The following is a 22,252-nucleotide window of genomic DNA, read 5'->3' as shown; positions in this document are numbered from 1 at the left end:
GAGGAGGATGTATCTATGTTAAGAAACAAAAAAATCTATAGTTTATTATTGGCACTATTTATGGTGTTTGGAATTATAGTTCCAGGAACTGCATTTGCCGATGGAGAAACTATAAATATTACAGTTCTAGGAACTACAGATTTACATGCCAATATTTATAATTGGTCTTATGAAGATGGAGTAGAAAGTGAAGATATTGGTATGACAAAGGTTTTCTCAGTTATACAAAAAATTAGAGAAGAAAACCCTAATACAATCCTTATAGATAATGGAGATACTATTCAAGGTACAATACTTTCTGATGATTTATATAATACTAGAGAAGACTTAGCTAATCCTGTAATAGATGCTATGAACTTTATGAAATATGATGCTATGATTCTAGGAAATCATGAGTTTAACTTTGGAATAGATTTGATTAAAAAAATAGAAAAAGAAGCAGAGTTTCCACTTTTAGCTGCAAATGCTACTTATAAAGAAGATGGAAGCTATTTAGTAAAGCCTTATACTGTAGTGGAAGTATCAGGAGTTAAGGTAGGAATCCTTGGTTTTACGAACCCAAATATTCCAAAATGGGATGGACCAAAGGTAACAGAATTAAAATTCGAAGATATGGCAACTGCTGCTGAAAAGCATATAAAAGAATTAAAGGAAGTAGAAAAAGTTGATGTTATAATTGCATCTGCCCATGCTGGATTTGAAACAGAGTACGGAAATGATGGTGCAAAGGCAATTATAGAAAAGTTCCCTGAGATTGCTGCATTAATGGTAGGACACGGTCATGTTACAGTAAACGAGAAGTTTGGTAATACAGTAGTAGGAGCAGCGAGAGATCAAGGTAGACAAGTAGTTAGATTTGACCTAAACCTTAAAAAAGAAAATGATAATTGGGTTTTAGCCGATAATAAAGTTGAAATCATAGAAGTAAAAGAATATGAAGCTTCAAAGGAATTAGTAGAACATTCTAAAGAAGCCCATGAAAAAACTTTAGAATTCTTAGAGGAAGTAATAGGTACTGCTAAAGAAGATTTTCATCCAGAGTCAGAAATAAAAGGAATTCCAGAGGCACAAATAAGAGATACAGCTGTAATGGATTTAATTAATAATATACAATTAGAAGCTACAGGGGCAGATGTAGCAGGTGCTGCTTTATTTAAGTCCGATTCAAACTTAAAGGCTGGAAACTTAACTTATGCAAGTATATTTGATATTTATAAATATCCTAATACTTTAGTAGGTATAGAGATAAATGGAGAACAATTAAAAAACTATATGGAATGGTCAGCAAAATATTATAATACATTTACACCTGGAGATATAAACATTAGCTTTAATCCTGATATTAGAGGATATAATTATGATATGTTCCAAGGAGTAGATTATAAAGTAGATATATCTAAGCCAGAGGGAGAAAGAATAGTTGATTTAAGATTTAATGGCGAACTTGTTAAAGATACAGATATATTTAAACTTGCTGTAAATAATTATAGATATGGCGGACTAAAGAGTATGGGTATTATAGATGAAGATTTAGAGCCATATTTTGAATCAGATCCAAAAGCTTTAAGAACATATATAGCAGAATATATTAGAGAAAATAAAGAAATAATACCAGAGATTGATAATAACTGGGAAGTAGTAGGAATAGACTTAAACCATCCTCTAAGAGATTATTTAATAGGTGAAATAAATAAAGGAAGTTTAGAGCTTCCAGTATCAGAAGATGGAAGAAGCTATAATGCAAAGGCAATAAATGCAGAAGAAATGATAAAAAAAGGATTAATTCCAGAAGAAGTATTAAAAGAACATAATATTGTAGTAAAAGAAGTAGTAGAGCCTACAGAAAAATTAAAAGAAGAAAAAGCGAAAACAACAGAGACAACAACAGAAACACAAGAACAACCAGAGCCAAAGAAATATACAGTAAAATCTGGAGACGTTCTTTGGAGAATAGCTAAAGAATTTAATACAACTTGGCAAGAATTAGCAAAGTTTAATAGCTTAAAAAATCCAAACCTAATATTCCCAAATCAGGTAATATTAGTTCCATAAATTATAATAACTCCGATTTTTGAAGCCTGGCTTCAAAAATCGGAGTTATTGCGGAAAAGGAGTAGGAAGTTTGTTAGATTTAGGTTATAATGGATATAAATTGAATAATTAATAAATTTAGGGGGTTTATTTATGAACTTTAAAAACAAAAGAATTTTAAGTTTCTTCTTATCAATGGCCCTTGTAATAGGTATATTGGTAGGAGCAGTACCAGCATCAGCTGAAAGTACAACGAAATTGACTATTGTACACGTAAATGACGTACATGGTAATGTAACTGATGATGGAGAGAATATCATTGGATTTGCAAAACTAAAGACTGTAGTAGATAATTTAAAGGCTGAAAACCCAAATGTTCTTTTATTGGGTGGTGGAGATATGATCCATGGAACTAACTTAGTAACATTAAGTAAAGGTGACGTTATGATAAACTTAATGAATGCTTTGAAGTTTGATGCTTCAGTTATAGGTAATCATGAGTTTGATTATAATACTGAAAGATTAGTAGAATTAAAAGAAAAAGCTAAATTTCCTTTCTTAGGAGCAAATATAGTTAAAAAAGATGGTAGTAAAGCAGAGTTTGAAGAATATGTAATCAAAGAATTTGAAGGACTAAAGGTTGGTATTTTTGGTTTATCTACAGAGGAAACAGTATATAAAGCTAACCCAACATTTTTCAAAGATATTGAATTTAGCTCTCCAGTAGAAGTAGCAGAAAAAATGGTTAAAAAATTACAAGATGAAAAGGTAGATATAATAATTGCTTTAACTCACCTTGGCTTAGATGAAGAATCTAAGAAGGCTGGTGCTACTTTATCTTCAGATGTGGCAGAAAAAGTAAAGGGAATAGATGTTATAGTTGATGGTCATAGCCATACTGAATTACCAGAAGGTAAATTAGTAGAAGATACACTAATAGTTCAAGCTAATGAGCATATGAAAAGAATAGGTATAGCTGAACTTGAAATAGCAGATGGTAAAGTTGTTAATAAGACGGCAAAACTATTAGATTATGAAGGAACTAAAGAAGTAACACCAAATGAAGAAATAAAAGCAGAAATAGAAAAAGTTGAAGAAGAAAATAAGAAGGTATTAGAAACTGTTATAGGAAAGACAACAGTAAAATTAGAAGGTGAAAGAACAGTAGTTAGAGGAAATGAATCCAACTTAGGAAACCTTTTAACAGATGCAATGCTTAATTTAAGTGGTGCAGATGTGGCAATTACCAATGGTGGTGGAATTAGAGCTTCAATAGAAGCAGGTGATATTACTCTTGATAATATTCACACTGTATTCCCATTCTCTAACTATCCAGTAGTTATAGAAGTAACAGGAAAAGCATTATTAGAAGCTTTAGAATTTGGTAATGATGCATATCCAGAAGTAGCAGGAAAATTCCCTCATGTTGCTGGAATGACTTATAAAATAGATCCAAATAAAGAAGTTGGAAATAGAATAGTAGATTTATTAGTAAATGGTGAAAAATTAGATTTAGATAAGAAATACAAAGTAGTTACTAATGACTTTATGTCAGTAGGTGGAGACGGATATACAATGTTTGAAGGTGCTCCAGTATTAGCTCAATACGGACTATTATCAGAAGTTATAGCAGAATATATAACTGAATTAGGTGAAATTGCACCTGAAGTAGAAGGTAGAGTAATAGGCTTACCATTAGAGACGACTGAAGCAGAACCTGTGGAAGAGACTCAAGAAGTAGTAGAGCCTGTAGAAGAAGAAAAAGAAGAAGCATCAGAACAAATACCAGCTCCAGAAGTTAAACCAGAAGCAAAGAAATATACAGTAAAATCTGGAGACGTTCTTTGGAGAATAGCTAAAGAGTTTAACACAACTTGGGAAGAATTAGCAAAATTCAATAGCTTAAAAAATCCAAACTTAATATTCCCAAATCAGGTAATATTAGTTCCATAGATTATAAAAATAACTCCGATTTTTGAAGCCTGGCTTTAGAAATCGGAGTTATTTAAAAATATTCAGAGAAAGCCTTAAGGTATGGATATACAATAATGGAGATGAGTAAGAATATAGTTTTAAAACAAAAACGGTGCCTGGCACCGTTTTTGTTACTTATTTTAAATTTTATTAATAAAAATAGAGGATTTTAGAAATTTTTGTTGAATATATAATGTAGTGTTTATTGTAGGAGGGAGTATTGTGGGAAGAAGGCCGAGGATAGAATATTACGGTGCAATATATCATATCATTCATAGGGGTAATAATAAGGCTTTTATTTTTGAGGGAGACGAAGATAAAATAGAACTATTAAAGATCATGGGTGAAGTAAAGGAGATGTTTGATTTTTATTTATTAGCCTATGCTATAATGGATAATCACTACCATTTTGTCATAAAAACCCACAACATTTCCATAAGTCGTATAATGCATAGGATAAATACTAGATATGCTAAATATTATAATAGGAAAAAAGAAAGAACAGGCTCTCCCTTTAAAGGTAGATATAGAAGTATTTTAGTTCAAAATGAATCATATCTTATAGGACTAATAAGATATATACATAATAACCCAGTATATAATAGTATCTGTAATTCCATGACCAAATATAAATGGAGCTCAGATGTGTTTTATAGAATGAATGTAGGTAATCTAATAAATATTGAAGAATTATTAGAGATGCTTTCAATAGATAGGCTACAAGCTATAAAAAAGTATGAGGAATTGATGGATCAACCTCTAGAAGATTATAAAATACTAAAAGAAGAGTTTGAACAAGTAGAATTTATAGGTAATGAAGAATTTAAGGAAGCATTAAATAAAGAGAATAAGCGCCAAAAAAAAATTTCTCTTGATGATATATTAAAATCAGTTTGTAAAACAATATCAGATTACAAATTAATTAAAGAAGGTTCCAGAAAAAGATATTTAGTAAAATATAAGCAAGAGTATGCTTGTGAAGCATTAAGTCATGGATATACCACAGAGGAAATAAGTAAAAATATAAATATTACAGGCGGGGCAATAAGAAAGATACTTGGTGGCATTAAATAAGAAACAATTAAGAGATTACTAGATTAAAGAGAGGTGCGCCATGGGCATACTACTTAGTGGATTAATCAAGATGTCTTGTTTTAAGAATGCAAGATTAGTGGCAGGAACAGTTGAAAATAAAAATATCTATGTGGAAGGCATTACAATAATAGAGAGGCCGGATATAGTCAATTGGATTAAAGGGGGAGAACTTCTATTAACTAGTTTTTATTCAATTGATAAGGATATAGAAACGCAAAAAAGTCTTGTACAAAAACTAGCGGAAAAGGGAGCTGCCGCGCTAATAATTAAAACGTCTAGATTTTTAACTTCTATACCTAATGAAGTAATTGAATTGGCAGATGAATTAGATTTTCCAATCATTGAAATAACAGGAGATACGAAGTATATAGATATTACCTACCCTGTAATGGGGGAAATATTTAATGATCAAGTGAATAAGCTTAATTATTATAAGGATTGTCATAAGAGGTTTACTAAGCTATCCCTTGAAATGAAAGGGATATCCTCTGTGGCCAAGACCCTTGGTGATTTAGTAGAGAACCCAGTAATGATTTTTAATAGTGAATTCAATCCTATAGCATGGAATAATGATAAATATAGGAATATAGAAATACTTGATGATGAGATCAAGGGTTTAGTAGAAAAAGAATATCCAATCTATAGTCTAAGGATAAAATTTTTAGATGAAAATGATGAGGTACACCCTGTAATAATAGAGCCAATTCAATTGCTAAATGGAATAAATGGATATTTAGGGGTAGTGGAAAAAAATAGAATAATGGAGGATTTAGATTTTATTGCCTTAGAGACTGCAGCAACCACTTTAAAGCTAGAGATGTTAAAAGACGTAGCAGTTAAAGAAGTGGAATTAAAATATAAAGGGGATTTAATGGATGATTTAATCAATGGTAGATTTGAATCTGAAGATAGTATTTTTAATAGGGCAAATATATTAGGTTGGAATCTAAAGAGAAAATTCATAGTAAATATTATAGGTATAAGTGAATACGAAAACTATATTTCTTGTAGGAAAACTCCATCAGAAGGACTCCATTCTTTAATGGAAAAGATAAAAAAAAGGATAGAGAGGGTATCTTATTATTATGTTACGGACTATATCTCTATTAATAAAGGGGATTATATAATTATGTTATGGCCTTTGGTAAATGACATAAGTTTAAAGGGAACTTATGATACAATTAAGGATTTTAGTTTAGAGCTTAAAAAGGTTATTCATAATGAAATAGGCAATGTAAATATATCAATAGGTATAGGTGGGGTAGCAAACAATCCAATTGAAATAAGTAAATCTTATTCTGAGGCTAAGGATGCAGTAGATTATGGGCACAAGATACTAGGAACTAATTCTATTACGGTATTTGATGAATTAGGAATATACAAGCTTTTATGTGGATATGAAGATAGAGAAGCATTAAGACGGTTTGTTCATCCTTCTTTATTAGTACTTAGAGACTATGACAAAGATAAGAATAATGAGCTTTTGAATACTCTGGAAAAATATTTATCTTGTAATTTAAATGCAGTAAAAACTGCCGAGGAATTATACGTTCACTATAAGACTGTGTTATATAGATTAAATAGGATAAGGGAATTAACAAAATTAGATATAGATGATAGGGCAAATATGCTTGAAATGGAAATAGGACTAAAGATACTTCGTATAATAAATTAAAATGGCTTCCTAAATTGAGGAAGCCATTTTAATTTATTATGGATTAAACTATATTTCTGGGTCTCTGTTGCAATCCTTAGAATAAACATATGATAGAGGTTCATAGCCAACGGCATAAGTGGCTTGTTGTACATAAGGTCCCATCCATATAAAGTCACCTTTTTTAACTCCAACCCAATTATTGTCTAAGTTGTATATACCTTCTCCTGACAATAAATATGCTCCATGTTCTTGAACATGGGTCTCAATAAATGGGTGTGAACCTCCTGGTTTAAATGTAAGTATGTGGAAGTTCATATCAAAGGATATGTCTGTGGGGAGTAAATCTATCATTGTAACATCTTCCATTCCATCATAAAATATTGCTTCTAAGCTGTTAACATTATTACATACAACCCAAGGTTCTTTTATTCCTTCAACAGGGATATATCTTTGTTTATAAAGTACAAGCTCTGTAGTATTATTTGAATTGTTTTCAAGGATCATACTGAGATTCGGTGGGGAATATACATATCCCCCTTCAGCTAATTCATACTTAACTCCATCTACAGTAACAGTTAGATTTCCTGATACTACATATACAAAGGTTTCAATACCATTGCCTCCAAAGCCTTTAGTAGTTTTTCCGTCAGCTTCCATTTTTACTAGATACTGAACGAAACTTGCACCTAATTTGGGAGAAGCCACTATACTAATCGTACATTTTTCAAAATATGGAATAACATTATTAACAAGTCCTTCTGGTGTAATTAAGGCATAGCTGCCGTGTTTTATAATTGATCTACTACTTAATAAATCATTACGATAACCCATTATCAATTCTCCTTTCGATATTTATTACATTTATTGATACTTACTAAGTATAATATTAAACTTATTACTAATAAAAGGCTTTATCAAATATTGATAAAAATAAAACAACTTTTTATCCTTAATTTAATTTGACTAAGATGTACAATTAATATATAGAAACAAACCTACTCAATAAAATAAGGGGGCGAGAAGGTGATAAGACGTTTTAATGATTATAATATAGAGGTAATAGATGGACTCAAAGGCGGGAAAGGATATGTAACTGTAATCAACTTCTTTGAACATGAGGACTTTTTAGGGAAGGGAAGGTTATATGGAAAATCAATTATAAAACCAGGTAACTCTATTGGCTATCATACTCATGAAGGGGATCAAGAGGCATATTTTATAATAAGAGGTAAGGCATTATATAATGATAATGGGGAAGAGACAGTTCTTGAACCAGGAGACTTAGCCATATGTAGAGATGGTGATGCACATTCAATTGAATCAATGGGGGAAGAGGATTTAGAATATATTATGTTAATTTTATATAGTTAAATTATAAAATATTAGGAGGTATAGTTATGGTACAAAAATTAGTAGCAATACCAGGTCCAACACCTGTAGTTAAAAGTATTCAAGATGAAATGGGAAGAGAAATTGTTGCCTTTGGAGATCCTAATTTCGTAAAGGATTATAAAGAGCTTTTGAATGATATGATGGAGCTATGGGATGCAACAGGGCAAGTATTTGTAATAGCTGGTACAGGTACTATGGCTATGGAAATGTCCATAGCAAATACCATGAGAAGTGGAGATAATATACTTATTATATCGAATGGATTTTTTGGAAATAGATTTATTGAAATCTGCGAAAGAAGAGGAATTAATGTAGATGTAATAGAGGCAAAGTGGGGAGAGATAGTGTCAGTTTCTGATATTGAAAAAAAGTTATCAGAAAAGCATTATAATGCCATAACAGTGACTCATGTAGATACTTCAACGGGAGTAGCTGCGCCAGTAGCTGAAATAGGTGAGATGATGAAAAAATTCCCTGATACTTTATATATTGTAGATGGAGTATGTGCAACAGCAGCTGAACCGGAAAAATTAAATTCTATGAATATAGATATTCTTCTAACAGGATCACAAAAAGCCTTTGGAGTATGTCCAGGATTGGCAATTCTTTGGGCAGGTGAAAAGGCTTTAGCTAGAAGAAAGTCCTTTGGTACCATTCCAGATTATTATATTGACTTTGAAAAATGGATACCAATAATGGAAGATCCATCAAAATATTTTGCAACTCCAGCGGTAAACCTTATTTGGGCTCTTAAGGAATCAGTGAACATAATTAAAAAAGAAGGCATCGAAAATAGATATAATAGACATATTAAATTTGCAAGGGCAACACAGGCAGGTCTTGAATCTTTAGGATTCACTCTTCTTGCAAATAAAGAATATAGAGCTGTTACTTTATCAAATGTGTTATATATGGATGGTATAGATGATGCAGAGTTTAGAAAAATACTTGCAGAAGAAGGTGCTGTTGTAGCAGGTGGGCTTGGAGCTTATGCAGGTAAGATGTTTAGGTTCGGACATATGGGAAATATAGATGAACATTATCTAATATCAGTTATGGGAGCTATAGAGAGAACATTAATAAGATGTGGAATTGATTTTGAAGTTGGTAAAGGCGTAGGTACTTTACTAGACAATTTAAGATAATAGATAAATAAAAAACACCTTATGCTTTAAAAGCATAAGGTGTTTTTTGTAGATAATTGTTTTTATATTAACAAGATAAAAGGATAAATTTCTTTTATCCATAAAGGATAAGGAAAACTTTGTTAAAAATAATATAATCTATTTAAATAGAAAAATATATGAAGAAGGAGGGGAGCGGGTGAGCATTAAGGAACTTGACTCAAGTTATATGGAAACTGAAATAGTCAATTTATTAGATTGGATAAGCCAATATGGTAAAGACCATAAGGGAGGAATTTCAAGACTATTATATACAGAGGAGTGGGTAGAAACTCAAAATTCATTATTAGAATTATTGAGAGAAAAAGGCTTTGAAGCTTATCAAGATGAAGTAGGGAATACTTTTGGAAGGTTAGAAGGAACAACATATAAGGACGAAACTATTTTAACAGGCTCTCATATAGATACAGTAGTAAATGGAGGAAAATTTGATGGTCAATTAGGTATTATTGGTGGAATTATTGCAATGGAGTATTTAAGAAGCATCTATGGAGAACCTCTTAGGAATATAGAGGTAGTTTCCATAGCAGAGGAGGAAGGAAGTCGTTTTCCATATACATTCTGGGGTTCGAGAAATATTATTGGTAATGTAAGTCGAGAAGATGTAAAGGATTTAAAAGATGTGAAATGTATAAGCTTTGTAGATACCATGCATAATGCAGGATTTGATTTCAAGGATGCAAAAGATCAAGGAAGAAATGATATAAAGGCGTTTATAGAACTCCATGTAGAGCAAGGGGGAGTATTGGAGATTGAAGGAAAATCTATTGGTATAGTGGAGCATATAGTAGGACAAAGAAGATTCACAATAGAAGTAGTAGGAGAGTCAAACCATGCAGGTACTACTCCTATGAAATATAGAAAAGATTCTCTTCATGGCTCAACTAAAATGATACAACAAATTTTAGATAGATCCATAGAGTATGGAGAGCCCTTAGTAGCCACAATAGGAAGTATGAAACTAGTTCCTAATACTGTAAATGTAGTCCCTGGCAAAACAATATTCTCCTTAGATGTAAGACATATATGTGAAGAAATGCTAGTTAAATTTACAGAAGATATAGAGAACATTGTAAGAGAAGTATCTAATAAAATGGATTTAAAGACCAGCATAGAAATGTATATGAGCTGTAAACCCTCAGCTATGGACAGTGAGCTGGTACAAATCATTGAGGAACAATGTAAAAATAAAGGACTCAACTACAAATTAATGTATAGTGGTGCAGGCCACGATGCTCAAATATTTACAAAAAGGTATCCAACAGCATTAATATTTGTTCCAAGTCACAAAGGTATAAGCCATAATCCCGATGAATTTACAAAAACTAAGGATTTAGTAGAAGGAATCAATGCATTAATAGAGACTCTATATTATTTAGCATATAAGTAATATAGGTTTTTATAAAAATAAAAAAGGGGAAAGGATTTAGTTAATGTTTACGGTTCAAAATAATAGCACTCTATTACTTATGGAAGGGAAGAATGCCAATGTTTGACTTAGCTGTAAAAAATGGACTTATAGTTACTTCAGAGAGAATTTATAAGGGTAGCATTTGTGTAAAAGATGGTAGAATAGCTGCAATAATCTCATCAGAAGATGATGTAATTGCCAGTAAGATTATCGATGTTAATGGAAAATACATATTTCCAGGAGGGATTGACACTCATGCCCATCTAAATGATCCAGGTTATACATGGAGGGAGGATTATTCACATGGAACATCAGCTGCTGCTGTTGGAGGTATTACCACTATTATAGATATGCCTTTACAAAATGAACCTGCATTAACTGACGGAAAGATTTTTGATGATAAATATAAGGTTGTTTCGCCAAATGCCTATGTGGACTATTGTTTTTGGGGAGGGTTAGTAGACTATAATTTAAATTCATTAATTGAGTTGGACAAAAAGGGATGTGTTGCATTTAAATCTTTTATTGGGCCTGTATCACCAGACTATGTTTCTTTAACCATGGGTCAAGTAAGAGAAGCACTGGAACTATTAAAGACTGTTGATGCAAGAGCAGGATTCCACTGCGAAGACTATTCCATTATTAAATGGGAAGAAGGAAGAGCAAAGAAAAAAGAGAAACAAACATGGGAGGATTTTCTAAATTCCCGTCCTCTAATAGCTGAAGTAATGGCTACTAAAAATATTATTGATTTAGCAAAAGAAATAGGAGTAAAGGTTCATATTTGTCATGTAAGTCATCCTGCAGTTGCAAAGGTTATTCAAAAAGCACAACAAGAAGGTGTAGATGTGACTGGGGAGACTTGTAGTCATTATTTAGCTTTTAATAGAGATGATGTTGTGAAGAATGGTAGCTTGTTCAAATGTGCGCCACCTCTAAGAGAGGCAGAGGCTGTTGAAAAGATGTGGGAATATGTAGACAATGGAACTTTAAGCTGTGTTAGTTCAGACCATTCTCCTTGTACTCCTGAAGAAAAAGATGAAAATACTCATGGCATATTTGGTGCATGGGGTGGAATCAGTGGTATTCAAAATGTAATGCAGGTTACATTTAGCGAAGGAGTTGCTAAGAGAGGATATTCTCCAACCATATTAGCACGCACATTAAGTGAAGGACCAGCTAAGGCTTTTGGACTATATGGAAGAAAAGGTGCAATTGAAGTAGGCTTTGATGCAGATCTTGTAATTCTAGATCCAGAGAAGGAGTGGGAGATTACCTCTGAATCTTTACAATATGTCAACAAGATTTCAGCATTTGTAGGTTTAAAAGGAAAAGGATTACCAGTTTGTACTATTTTAAGAGGAGAAGTTGTAGCAGAAGAAAATAATGTAGTTGGTCAAAAGGGTTATGGACAGTTAGTAAAAAAAGAAAACTAATATGGAGGGAAAACAATGCCTACAATCGAGCATGAGATGAGTGAATTGAATCAGGAATATGTGGAGAGGGCTAAGCCAGAACTATTACCAACGAAAGAAAGAATAATGGATAATCTTTCTTATCTAGCAACTTTCCTAGGAGGATGTGTTTCCATAGGAACTTTTTCCATGGGAGCTAGTTTGATTGGAGTTTTAAATTTAACTCAAGCAATTCTTGCTATGGCAATTGGATGCTCTGTTATAGCTATTGCACTTGTATTATCAGGATCTGCTGGACATAAATATGGGATACCTTTTACTGTTCAAGCTAGAAGCTCTTTTGGTTTTAAAGGTGTTAAGATTCCAGGTTTTCTTAGAGGAATACCTGCAATTGTTTGGTTTGGATTTCAATCTTGGGTAGGTGCCGGTGCTATAAACGTAAGTTTAAAAACTTTAACAGGATTTGACAATTTACCAGTAGTATTTGTTCTTTTCACTGCATTACAAGTTATTCTAGCTATAAATGGATTCCACGGAATCAAATGGCTGGAAAATATAGCTGTATTCTTTATATTAGGAACTCTTGGATATATGTTTTATACTGTATATACAAAATATGGGGTAGAAGTAGCGGCTACTATAACTAATATTGAAGGTACATGGGGATTGCCATTCTGGGGTGGAACTACAGCTTTTCTAGGTATCTATTCTACTATGATTTTAAATGGTTCTGACTACTCTAGAGAGTTAAAAAGAGAGACTAAACCATTTATGACAGGTAGCCTTTATTGGTTGTCTATTCTTCCAGCTACATTATTTATGGGATTAATTGGACTTATGGTTTCGGGCGCAACAGGTAATAATGATCCAGTAGCTGTATTTTCAACTGCTATGGATAATCAGTTTCTAACAATTATGACACTTCTATTTGTTGCATTTGCACAAGTTACAACAAATGTACTAAACAATATAGTTCCTCCTGTTTATGTACTTATGGATACATTCCATATATCTTATAAGAAATCCGCGATTTTAGTTGGAATTTTATCTATATGTACATTCCCATGGTTGCTAGTAAGACCAGAATCAGCGGGTGGATTGTCATTATTCGTTCAAATATATTCAGCGTTCTTAGGACCTATATTTGCAGTACTTGTAGTAGATTATTTTATCATTAGAAAGAGAAAATTAAACTTAAATGATTATTATAATGCAGATGGAGCTTTTAAAGGAATAAACTGGGCTGGAGTTATAGCAATAATTGGTGGTTCAATAGTATCCCTATTCTTTGTTCAAATATCATGGTATGCAAGTTTATTACCAACAGGATTATTGTATTATTTCCTAATGAAAAATATGAAGAAAGCTGCTCCATTTAGAAAAGGAACTATATTTGAATAATAACTCCGATTTCTGGTGCCTGGCACCAGAAATCGGAGTTATTTTTTATTTTATTATAGTATAATATAATTATATAAGGAGGGGGTTTAATGGACTTAATTTTAATCAATGGAAAAATCTATACCATGGATGAAAATAGAACTGTAGCTGAAGCCATAGCCATAAAAAATAATATAATAAAGGCTATTGGCAGTACTGAACAAATATTAAAGTTAAAAAGAGATAATACAATAATCCATGATTTAAATGGCAAAGCTCTATTGCCAGGTTTTAACGATAGTCATATGCATTTAGTAAACTATGGTTATGCCTTAACTCAAGTAAATTTAATCGGTGCATCTACCTTAGAAGAATTAAATGAAAGAGTAGTTAAATTTATTGAAGAAAATCAAATAGAAGAAGGTAAATGGATAAGAGGCAGAGGGTGGAATCAAGATTATTTCATAGGAGAAAAAAGGTTTCCCACCAGATATGACTTAGACAAAATATCTACTGAAAACCCTATAGTAGTCACAAGGGCCTGCGGTCATGTAGTAGCGGTAAATACTAAGGCTTTGAAGCTATTAAATATAGGGAAGTCTACTGAACAAGTGGAAGGTGGACACTTCGATTTAGACGAAAATGGGGAACCTACAGGTGTATTTAGAGAGAATGCTGTTGGACTAATTTATGATAATCTACCGACTCCTATGGTGGAAGAAATAAAAAATATGATGATAAATGCAATAAAAGATATGAATAAAGTAGGTATTACCTCTGTGGGTACTGATGATTTTGAGGCATTACCTGATAGAAATTATGAAAATATTTTGAAGGCATATGGAGAATTAAAAAATGAAGATAGATTAAATGTTAGGATATATGAGCAATGTTTGCTGCCAAGTCTGGATAAATTAGAGACATTCATAGAAAAGGGCTATAGAACTTCCATGAGAGATAATTTATTTAAAATAGGTCCATTAAAATTATTAATAGATGGCTCCCTAGGGGCTAGAACTGCAGCATTAGTAGAACCCTATTCAGATGATCCTACTACTAGGGGGATTACTACAGCTACTCAAGGAGAATTAGATGATTTAGTGGATTTAGCTCATAGAAATAATATACAAGTAGCCATACATGGCATAGGTGATAAAGCCATGTATATGGCATTTGAATCAATAGAGAAGTCATTAAATAATAGTCCAAAGGACGATCATCGCCATGGAATAGTCCACTGTCAAATAACAGATGAATATCTATTAAATAAATTTGAAGAATTAAATGCTATTGCTTATATTCAACCTATATTCTTAGATTATGATTGGAAGATTGTAAAGGATAGAGTTGGAGAAGAAAGAGAAAAGACTTCATATAATTGGAGGACCATGGTAAATAAAGGAGTATCCATAGCCTGTGGGTCCGATAGCCCTGTGGAGATATTTAATGTAATGAAGGGAATATATGAAGCTGTCACAAGGAAGGATTTAGATGGGAATCCTAAGGGTGGCTGGCTGCCTGAGCAAAGCCTAACAGTAGAAGAAGCTGTATATGGTTATACCATGGGAGGAGCATATGCTTCCTTTGAAGAAGATATAAAGGGATCATTGGAAGTAGGTAAGCTTGCAGATATGGTTGTACTATCAGAGGATGTTTTCCATATAGATGAAGATAAGATAAAAGATGTAGATGTTCATATGACTATCCTTGGTGGAAAAATAGTATATGAGATATAAATAACTCCGATTTTTGAAGCCAGGCTTCAAAAATCGGAGTTATTTAATTTATTTATTAAAGTTTTATATTTCTTAAGATTCCCTGTAGAGAATCAGCTAGACTTGCTAATTCCTCTGTTGATGAGGTGATTTGTTCCATAGATGTCATTTGTTCTTCTGTAGCTTTTGATATATTATGGATTTGTTCTGTTACTTCCTTCGATATGGACTCAGATTGTTCTATGGAACTAACAGCTTCTTCTACACTATTGGAAACATTACCAATGGCATCTATTGCCTTTGACATTGCTAAATTCATATCTCCTATGACTTCTGCTATATAATCAAAGGTTTTTTTTGTATCATTGACTTTATCTATACCTTTTTCTACTTCTTTATTGCTAAACTCCATATTTTCATTTGCACCTATGATTAAATCATGGTTATGTGTAATGATTTCTCCTATTTCAGATGTGGAGTTTTTAGTCTGTTCTGCAAGTTTTCTTATTTCACCTGCAACTACTGAAAAACCTCTACCTGCTTCTCCTGCTCTTGCAGCTTCTATGGCCGCATTTAGAGCAAGTAAATTAGTCTGTTCTGCTATACCCTGTATAACTACAAGAATATCATCCATTTGCTTAGAACTGTTGCTTATATTTTCTAGGGAGGATTTTACCCTATAGGTACTAGATTTAATATTACTCATTTGGTGTGTTACTTCATCTACTACGATTTTACCTTCTTCTATACTAACCAAAGCCTTTTCATTAAGGTCTTCTACAGAATTACTTTCATCTAGTGCTAGTCCAAATTGTTCTTGTATGTTATCTATCATATTTGATATATTAAGCATTTCTTCCAATTGAACTTGAGATTTGTTAGAGATTTCATTGGCTGTTTCAGATATAGAGGTAGATACAGCTGATGATTCCTGTGTAATAGCTGCCAATTCCTCTGATGATGCAGCTAAGGATTCTGAGGAGTTTTGAGTTTCTAAGGCAAAGGTTTTGATACTGTCTATTACCCTTTGAATAGACCGAGCCATTAATCCAATTTCATCTTTCCTATTCAATGATTTATCGTCTATGGTAAAGCTTAAATCAAGATTAGATAGATTTTTAGTCTTTTGACTTATATCCATGATTCTACTGGTTATCTTTTTACTGGAAAAATAGGATAAAACAAGGCCAATACCTAAGGATACAGCTCCTATTAACAACAAAGTATGTTTTAATGAATTTAACCCCTCTAATATATCCTTTTCTGTAGTATTTACAACAATACTCCAATTCTTAGAAGTAATAGGGGCATAGCCTAAATGTATAGTTTCACCGTTTTCATTGTAGCTGCTTATACCAACTTTATTTTTAGATATATCTTCTATTACTTTTTCCACTGATGGTCTGGAATCTATAGATACTCTATCTATTAGAGAGCTAAAATTTATACTGGACCCATTTCCTATAGTGGCACCTGACACTACGGTGGGATGAGATATAACATCTATATTTCTGTCTAATATATAAGCAAAACCACTTTCTCCTATATGTATGTCGCTGGCAATTTTATAGAATTCATCTGCATCTTTAAAAGCAATGATTGAACCTACTATTGTTTTTTCATATTTAAGGGGTACAGATATGGCGATATCTACATTTTTTGATTCATTTCTATAAAAGGGTTCTGAGAAAAAAGAATTACCCCCATTTGAGGCCTTAAAATACTCAGCATCATGTACATCTAATTCTACATTATCATCTAAAATTAAATTTCCCCTTGTATCAGCAATACCAATGCCAGAAAGTTTTAATCGATCTTTTTCTGTCCTGAGGAGACTAAGCTTTTCTTCCCAAGATACTTCAGGGTTTCCTAAAATCTCTAGATTGCCCAAGGGTTCAATGGAAATAGTATAATTCCTTATTCGCTCATTTACAATGCTTGCTGAATCTACTGCCTTATTAAGTAATAACTCGTGGGTAGTTTTCATTAAGGAATTCTTTCCAATCATATAAGCTGTGCTGCTTACTGCAACAGAAATAGCAATGATTACTGAACTAACAGTTACTATTAAAGCAGTACTTATGCTTTTGCTTGTCTCTTTTTTTTTAATCAAATTCCTCACTCCCTGAATAAAATTGTATTAAAACAATTATATACCAAATTTACCACAAAGTCACATAAAACGTAAAATTCTAAATATAATTATAATTATAATAGTTATTACAATTATTAAAGGGAGATTTAATTATTTGGAATTATTTGAAGATATAGAATTTATTGACTTTAAGAAGTTCCAGTAGTATACTATTACCATGAAACTTTGACAGTATGACTCCTACAAAATTTTAATTGGTTTTAATTTAAAAAAGGAGGAATTTTTATGAAGAAAAAGGTATTGTTATTTGTTTTGTCAGCAGTTTTAGTATTATCGGTTTTATCAGGATGCAGTACTAAGGAAACATCTAGTCCAGATTCAAGTAATGTAATCAAAATAGGTGTATTTGAGCCTATGACAGGTGCTAACGCAGCAGGCGGAGAAATGACTGTAGAAGGTATCAAACTTGCCAATGAAAAGGTAAGTACAGTTTTAGGCAAAAAAGTAGATTTAGTTATAGTAGACAATAAATCTGACAAGGTTGAGGCAGCCAATGCAGCTTCTCGTCTTGTAGACAAGGATAAGGTAGTTGCCATTATAGGTAGTTATGGCAGTTCATTATCCATGGCTGCAGGAGATATAGTTAAGACTGCAAAGGTTCCAGCAGTAGGTTGTTCACCTACTAACCCTCTTGTAACTTTAAACAATGATTATTATTTTAGAGTATGTTTCATAGATCCATTCCAAGGTACAGTTATGGCTAACTATGCATTTAATGATTTAAGTGCGAAGAAAGCTGCCATAATCCAAGACGTACAACAAGACTATTCAGTTGGACTTTCCTCATATTTTAAAAAGGCATTTATAGAATTAACTGGTTCAGAATCTTCCATAGTAGGGGAATCATCCTATAATACAGGAGATCAAGATTTCTCAGCCCAACTTACCAATATAAAATCCCTTAATCCAGATGTAATATTTGCTCCAGGAAACTATGGAGAGTCAGCATTACTAATTAAACAAGCAAGAGAACTAGGTATTACTGTACCAATTCTTGGTGGAGATACTTGGGAAGCCCCAGAATTTATAGAAATAGGTGGAGAAGCAGTAGAAGGTGCAGTATATAGTACTCACTTTACAGCAGAATCCCCAGTTACTGATGTTTCTAAGTCTTTCTTAGAAGAATATACAAAGAAGTATAATAAAGATGCCAATGCATTTGCAGCTTTAGGCTATGATGCATATATGGTTATTATAGAAGCTATAGAAAAAGCAGGAGAAGCTAATCCAGTTCTTATAAGAGATAAAATTGCAGCTACTGATGGTTTCGTAGGGGCAACAGGAAATATTTCTTTAGATGAAAATGGTGATGCTGTTAAATCAGCTGTTATCAATAAAGTTGAAAATGGTAAATTTGTTTATTTAACTACAGTAGAACCAATAAAATAAAACTATGGAGGAAGAACTATGAGCGTACAAGAATTCCTACAACATATGGCAAATGGTATTTCTTTGGGGAGTCTTTATGCTCTGATTGCCATTGGATATACTATGGTTTATGGGATATTAAGGCTTATTAACTTTGCCCATGGAGATGTTTTTATGCTTGGTACCTATTTAGCTTTTTATGGTCTAACATACACTTCCATACCTTGGTATATAGTATTTATCCTTGTTTCAATAATTACTGGAATTTTGGGAGTAATTTTAGAGAGACTTGCTTACAAACCTTTAAGAGGTTCACCTAGGATTACTGTTCTTATATCTGCCATAGGTGCATCATTTTTATTACAAAACTTAGGAGTATTATTATTTGGGGGAAGGCCAAAGGCTTTCCCTACTCCTGAAGTATTCAATAAGGTGATAAATATTGGAGAAGTTTCTGTGGCCTTAGTCAATTTTATAATCCCAATAGTTACAGTAATTCTTTTAGTTGTCTTAAACTTTTTTATCCAAAAAACAAGGACAGGAATGGCAATGAGAGCTTTATCTAAGGACTATGAAGCTGCAAGTCTTATGGGTATAGATATTAACAATACTATATCTATTACTTTCTTTATAGGTTCATTTTTAGCAGCAGTAGGTGGTATTATGTGGGGAATAAAATACCCTCAACTTATGCCACATATGGGTGTATTGCCTGGACTGAAATGCTTTATAGCAGCAGTTATAGGTGGAATAGGAAGTATATCAGGTGCTGTTCTTGGTGGATTTATTTTAGGTCTTGGAGAAATACTTCTTATAGCATTTTTACCGAGTTTAACAGGATATAGAGATGCATTTGCCTTTGTATTACTTATTATTATACTCCTGGTGAAACCAACAGGTTTAATGGGAGAAAAAATAGCGGAGAAGGTGTAGCCATGAAGAAAAATACTATTTTTAATATAATCTTAATTGCAGTAATTCTTGTAGTATTAGTCTTTATGAATATCTTTCTAGATAATTATAAAGTTACCATTATAAACCTTTGTGGAATTTATGTAGTCCTAGCTTTAAGTATGAACTTAATCAATGGTTTTACAGGGCTATTTTCTTTAGGTCATGCAGGATTTATGGCAATAGGTGCTTATACTGTGGCAATTCTCACTATGCCTGTAGCCACTAAGGAAATGAATTTTTATATGAAACCAATGATGCCATTTTTATTAAATCTTAATCTTCCATTTATATTGGCTTTAATAATAGGTGGATTATTTGCTGCATTATTTGGTTTTTTAATTGGTGCACCAGTGCTTAAATTAACAGATGACTATTTAGCCATTGCTACTTTAGGTTTTTCAGAGATAATTAGAATTTTAATAGTCAATCTTCAAACCATAACTAATGGTTCTCTTGGACTTAAGGGTATACCAAAGCTTACTATAAATCAAAAGCCTAATCTTTTGTGGTCATGGGGAATAGCCATACTTGTTATTGTATTTATGAAGTTCCTTATGAAAAGCAGTTATGGTAAGGCATTTAAAGCAATTCGTGAAGATGAAATTGCAGCAAGATCCATGGGAATTAATCTATTTAAGCATAAGGTACTTAGCTTTACCATAGGCTCATTTTTGGCAGGAATTGGTGGAGGGCTTTTGGCTACTTCTTTGGGAACTATAGATCCAACTCAATTTAAATTTGCCTTAACTTTTAATATTCTATTGATGGTAGTATTAGGTGGCATGGGTAATATAAACGGAAATGTAGTATCTGCCATAGTTATAACTGTAGCCATGGAGGCTCTAAGATTCTTAGATGAGCCTATGAACTTAGGATTTACTATAACACCAGCGTTGCCAGGTCTTAGAATGGTAGTGTTTTCTTTAATTTTGATGTTGGTGGTTATATTTAAAAAGGACGGATTTATGAAAAATGCCCTAGAGAAAGTGAGGGGTAGATATGCTAAAAATTAATAATGTAACTATGAAATTTGGTGGAGTAGTGGCTGTAAATAATTTCGCAGCAAATATAGATAAAGGGCAGATAGTAGGTTTAATAGGGCCTAATGGTGCTGGAAAGACCACAGTGTTTAACGTAGTTACAGGAGTATATAAGCCTACAGAGGGACAGGTTTTATTTAATGAAAAACTAATATCCACCTTAAGACCAGATGAAATAGCATATCTTGGAGTATGTAGAACTTTTCAAAATATACGATTGTTTAAGGAATTGTCTGTTTTGGACAATGTATTTATAGGAGGACATTTAAGGTTAAAATCAGGTATATTTTCTTCTGTCCTAAGACTACCAAATTATAATAAAGAAGAAAAAGAGATGTTGGAAAAATCCAATTATCTTCTTGAGAAGGTAGGTTTATATGAGGAAAGAAACGAAAAGGCATTTTCTCTACCCTATGGAAAACAAAGACGGCTTGAAATAGCTAGAGCTTTGGCTACAGATCCTAAGCTATTACTTTTAGATGAACCCGCCGCAGGAATGAACCCTCAGGAAACCCAAGAATTAATGGAGTTTATTTCTCAGATCAAGAAGGAATTTGATTTAACCATATTTTTAATAGAACATCATATGGAGGTCGTCATGGGAATCTGTGAGAAAATATATGTACTAGATCATGGAACTCTAATTGCAGAGGGAAGTCCAGAAGAAATCCAAAATGATTCTAAAGTTATAGAAGCATATCTGGGGGTGGATTAATGCTAAGTATAAAAAACCTTCATGTCAGCTATGGTGGAATTAAGGCCTTGAGGGGAATTAATATTGATATATCAGAAAATAAAATAGTTACTCTAATAGGTGCCAATGGAGCAGGAAAATCTTCTACCCTTAGAGCGATTATGAATTTAGTAAAGAAGGAGCAAGGTATAGTAGAGTATGATAGTGAGGATCTAACTAATCTGAAAACCATGGAAATAGTTAAAAAGGGCATAGTCTTATCTCCAGAGGGAAGAAGGGTATTTGCCAACCTTACTGTAGAAGAAAACCTTATTCTAGGAGCATATACAAGGAAGGATAAAGTTGGTATAAATGAAGATATACAAAAAGTATACAATTTATTCCCAAGGCTTAAGGAAAGATCGTGGCAAAAATCAGGAACCTTATCTGGTGGAGAACAACAAATGTTAGCAGTGGGAAGAGCCATGATGATAAGACCAAAGGTATTGATGTTAGATGAACCATCTTTAGGTTTGGCACCACTGCTAGTTAAAGATATATTTGACATTATAAAGGAGATACACAGTCAGGGAAATACAATTCTATTAGTAGAACAAAATGCAAAGAAAGCTTTAGAAATAGCAGACTATGCCTATGTATTAGAAACAGGATCTTTAGTACTAGAAGGAAAGGGAGAAGAACTACTAAATAATACTAAGGTGAAGGAAGCATATTTAGGCAGTGAATAATGAATAACTCCGATTTTTGAAGCCTGGCTTCAAAAATCGGAATTATTGCATTTGTAATA

General features: G+C 32.7%; 17 protein-coding genes. 15 read left to right on the top strand and 2 right to left on the bottom strand.

What is annotated here, in order from left to right; genetic code table 11:
• The first annotated feature begins 15 nt into the window (after positions 1 to 15).
• The 4 genes from RBU61_RS15400 to RBU61_RS15385 all read left to right on the top strand — a co-directional run bounded on the left by RBU61_RS15400 (position 16) and on the right by RBU61_RS15385 (position 6,775).
• Positions 16 to 2,052: a 5'-nucleotidase C-terminal domain-containing protein gene (locus RBU61_RS15400; protein WP_308876524.1), complete on the top strand. Its 2,037-nt coding sequence runs from the start codon at positions 16 to 18 to the stop codon at positions 2,050 to 2,052.
• A 132-nt stretch (positions 2,053 to 2,184) separates the two neighbouring features.
• Complete coding sequence (locus tag RBU61_RS15395) at positions 2,185 to 3,984, top strand: 5'-nucleotidase C-terminal domain-containing protein (protein WP_308876523.1); 1,800 nt, start codon at positions 2,185 to 2,187, stop codon at positions 3,982 to 3,984.
• Between the two features lie 243 nt (positions 3,985 to 4,227).
• The gene (locus RBU61_RS15390; protein ID WP_308876522.1) at positions 4,228 to 5,079 is read left to right on the top strand and encodes a transposase; all 852 of its coding nucleotides are present in this window, start codon (positions 4,228 to 4,230) and stop codon (positions 5,077 to 5,079) included.
• Positions 5,080 to 5,119: 40 nt separating this feature from the next.
• Positions 5,120 to 6,775, top strand: a complete 1,656-nt coding sequence (locus RBU61_RS15385; RefSeq protein WP_308876521.1) for a PucR family transcriptional regulator ligand-binding domain-containing protein — start codon at positions 5,120 to 5,122, stop codon at positions 6,773 to 6,775.
• Positions 6,776 to 6,823: 48 nt separating this feature from the next.
• Here RBU61_RS15385 and allE read toward each other — a convergent pair whose 3' ends face one another.
• Positions 6,824 to 7,588, bottom strand: a complete 765-nt coding sequence (gene allE / locus RBU61_RS15380) for a (S)-ureidoglycine aminohydrolase (RefSeq protein ID WP_308876520.1) — start codon at positions 7,586 to 7,588, stop codon at positions 6,824 to 6,826.
• A 192-nt stretch (positions 7,589 to 7,780) separates the two neighbouring features.
• Between allE and RBU61_RS15375 the strand changes: the two genes are divergently transcribed.
• The 6 genes from RBU61_RS15375 (at position 7,781) to RBU61_RS15350 (ending at position 15,275) form a co-directional block, all read left to right on the top strand.
• Entirely contained in the window at positions 7,781 to 8,128 is a 348-nt protein-coding gene (locus RBU61_RS15375; protein WP_308876519.1) for a cupin domain-containing protein, read from the top strand.
• Between the two features lie 26 nt (positions 8,129 to 8,154).
• Positions 8,155 to 9,294: an alanine--glyoxylate aminotransferase family protein gene (locus tag RBU61_RS15370; RefSeq protein ID WP_308876518.1), complete on the top strand. Its 1,140-nt coding sequence runs from the start codon at positions 8,155 to 8,157 to the stop codon at positions 9,292 to 9,294.
• A 178-nt stretch (positions 9,295 to 9,472) separates the two neighbouring features.
• Entirely contained in the window at positions 9,473 to 10,723 is a 1,251-nt protein-coding gene (gene allC / locus RBU61_RS15365) for an allantoate deiminase (RefSeq protein WP_308876517.1), read from the top strand.
• A 98-nt stretch (positions 10,724 to 10,821) separates the two neighbouring features.
• A complete protein-coding gene (gene allB, locus RBU61_RS15360) occupies positions 10,822 to 12,180 on the top strand; it encodes an allantoinase AllB (RefSeq protein WP_308876516.1) in 1,359 nt (452 codons plus the stop codon).
• Positions 12,181 to 12,195: 15 nt separating this feature from the next.
• Positions 12,196 to 13,560 carry an NCS1 family transporter gene (locus RBU61_RS15355; RefSeq protein WP_308876515.1) on the top strand — a complete coding sequence of 455 codons (1,365 nt, stop codon included), beginning with the start codon at positions 12,196 to 12,198 and terminating at the stop codon, positions 13,558 to 13,560.
• Positions 13,561 to 13,649: 89 nt separating this feature from the next.
• Positions 13,650 to 15,275 carry an amidohydrolase gene (locus RBU61_RS15350; protein WP_308876514.1) on the top strand — a complete coding sequence of 542 codons (1,626 nt, stop codon included), beginning with the start codon at positions 13,650 to 13,652 and terminating at the stop codon, positions 15,273 to 15,275.
• A gap of 55 nt (positions 15,276 to 15,330) precedes the next feature.
• On the opposite strand, the gene RBU61_RS15345 is transcribed toward RBU61_RS15350, so the two are convergent.
• On the bottom strand, positions 15,331 to 17,367 hold the full coding sequence (locus RBU61_RS15345; protein ID WP_308876513.1) for a methyl-accepting chemotaxis protein: 2,037 nt from the start codon (positions 17,365 to 17,367) through the stop codon (positions 15,331 to 15,333).
• A 267-nt stretch (positions 17,368 to 17,634) separates the two neighbouring features.
• Here RBU61_RS15345 and RBU61_RS15340 point away from each other — a divergent pair, with 267 nt between their 5' ends.
• From RBU61_RS15340 to RBU61_RS15320, 5 genes are read left to right on the top strand one after another with little or no spacing between them, the layout of a single operon-like run.
• Positions 17,635 to 18,798, top strand: coding sequence for an ABC transporter substrate-binding protein (locus tag RBU61_RS15340; RefSeq protein WP_308876512.1), 1,164 nt, complete (start codon positions 17,635 to 17,637; stop codon positions 18,796 to 18,798).
• 18 nt (positions 18,799 to 18,816) lie between these two features.
• Positions 18,817 to 19,710, top strand: coding sequence for a branched-chain amino acid ABC transporter permease (locus RBU61_RS15335; RefSeq protein ID WP_308876511.1), 894 nt, complete (start codon positions 18,817 to 18,819; stop codon positions 19,708 to 19,710).
• A 2-nt stretch (positions 19,711 to 19,712) separates the two neighbouring features.
• Entirely contained in the window at positions 19,713 to 20,744 is a 1,032-nt protein-coding gene (locus RBU61_RS15330) for a branched-chain amino acid ABC transporter permease (protein WP_308876510.1), read from the top strand.
• Positions 20,731 to 21,486, top strand: a complete 756-nt coding sequence (locus tag RBU61_RS15325) for an ABC transporter ATP-binding protein (RefSeq protein WP_308876509.1) — start codon at positions 20,731 to 20,733, stop codon at positions 21,484 to 21,486. Before RBU61_RS15330 ends, RBU61_RS15325 begins: the two co-directional genes overlap by 14 nt.
• Complete coding sequence (locus tag RBU61_RS15320) at positions 21,486 to 22,193, top strand: ABC transporter ATP-binding protein (RefSeq protein WP_308876508.1); 708 nt, start codon at positions 21,486 to 21,488, stop codon at positions 22,191 to 22,193. The genes RBU61_RS15325 and RBU61_RS15320 overlap by 1 nt, the downstream gene beginning before the upstream one ends.
• Positions 22,194 to 22,252 lie beyond the last annotated feature (59 nt).

The organism is Tissierella sp. MB52-C2 (assembly GCF_030931715.1).
Taxonomy (GTDB): domain Bacteria; phylum Bacillota; class Clostridia; order Tissierellales; family Tissierellaceae; genus Tissierella.
The sequence above is the reverse complement of the archived record's forward strand: the minus strand, read 5'-3'. Positions and strand labels throughout refer to the sequence as shown.

Excerpts from the sequence above, each read along its gene's own strand:
- allE (WP_308876520.1), bottom strand. The coding sequence starts at position 7,588 with ATGGGTTATCGTAATGATTTATTAAGTAGTAGATCAATTATAAAACAC.
- RBU61_RS15370 (WP_308876518.1), top strand. The coding sequence starts at position 8,155 with ATGGTACAAAAATTAGTAGCAATACCAGGTCCAACACCTGTAGTTAAA.
- RBU61_RS15330 (WP_308876510.1), top strand. The coding sequence starts at position 19,713 with ATGAAGAAAAATACTATTTTTAATATAATCTTAATTGCAGTAATTCTT.
- RBU61_RS15385 (WP_308876521.1), top strand. The coding sequence starts at position 5,120 with ATGGGCATACTACTTAGTGGATTAATCAAGATGTCTTGTTTTAAGAAT.
- RBU61_RS15355 (WP_308876515.1), top strand. The coding sequence starts at position 12,196 with ATGCCTACAATCGAGCATGAGATGAGTGAATTGAATCAGGAATATGTG.
- RBU61_RS15400 (WP_308876524.1), top strand. The coding sequence starts at position 16 with ATGTTAAGAAACAAAAAAATCTATAGTTTATTATTGGCACTATTTATG.
- RBU61_RS15350 (WP_308876514.1), top strand. The coding sequence starts at position 13,650 with ATGGACTTAATTTTAATCAATGGAAAAATCTATACCATGGATGAAAAT.
- RBU61_RS15325 (WP_308876509.1), top strand. The coding sequence starts at position 20,731 with ATGCTAAAAATTAATAATGTAACTATGAAATTTGGTGGAGTAGTGGCT.
- RBU61_RS15335 (WP_308876511.1), top strand. The coding sequence starts at position 18,817 with ATGAGCGTACAAGAATTCCTACAACATATGGCAAATGGTATTTCTTTG.
- RBU61_RS15320 (WP_308876508.1), top strand. The coding sequence starts at position 21,486 with ATGCTAAGTATAAAAAACCTTCATGTCAGCTATGGTGGAATTAAGGCC.
- allB (WP_308876516.1), top strand. The coding sequence starts at position 10,822 with ATGTTTGACTTAGCTGTAAAAAATGGACTTATAGTTACTTCAGAGAGA.
- RBU61_RS15340 (WP_308876512.1), top strand. The coding sequence starts at position 17,635 with ATGAAGAAAAAGGTATTGTTATTTGTTTTGTCAGCAGTTTTAGTATTA.
- RBU61_RS15395 (WP_308876523.1), top strand. The coding sequence starts at position 2,185 with ATGAACTTTAAAAACAAAAGAATTTTAAGTTTCTTCTTATCAATGGCC.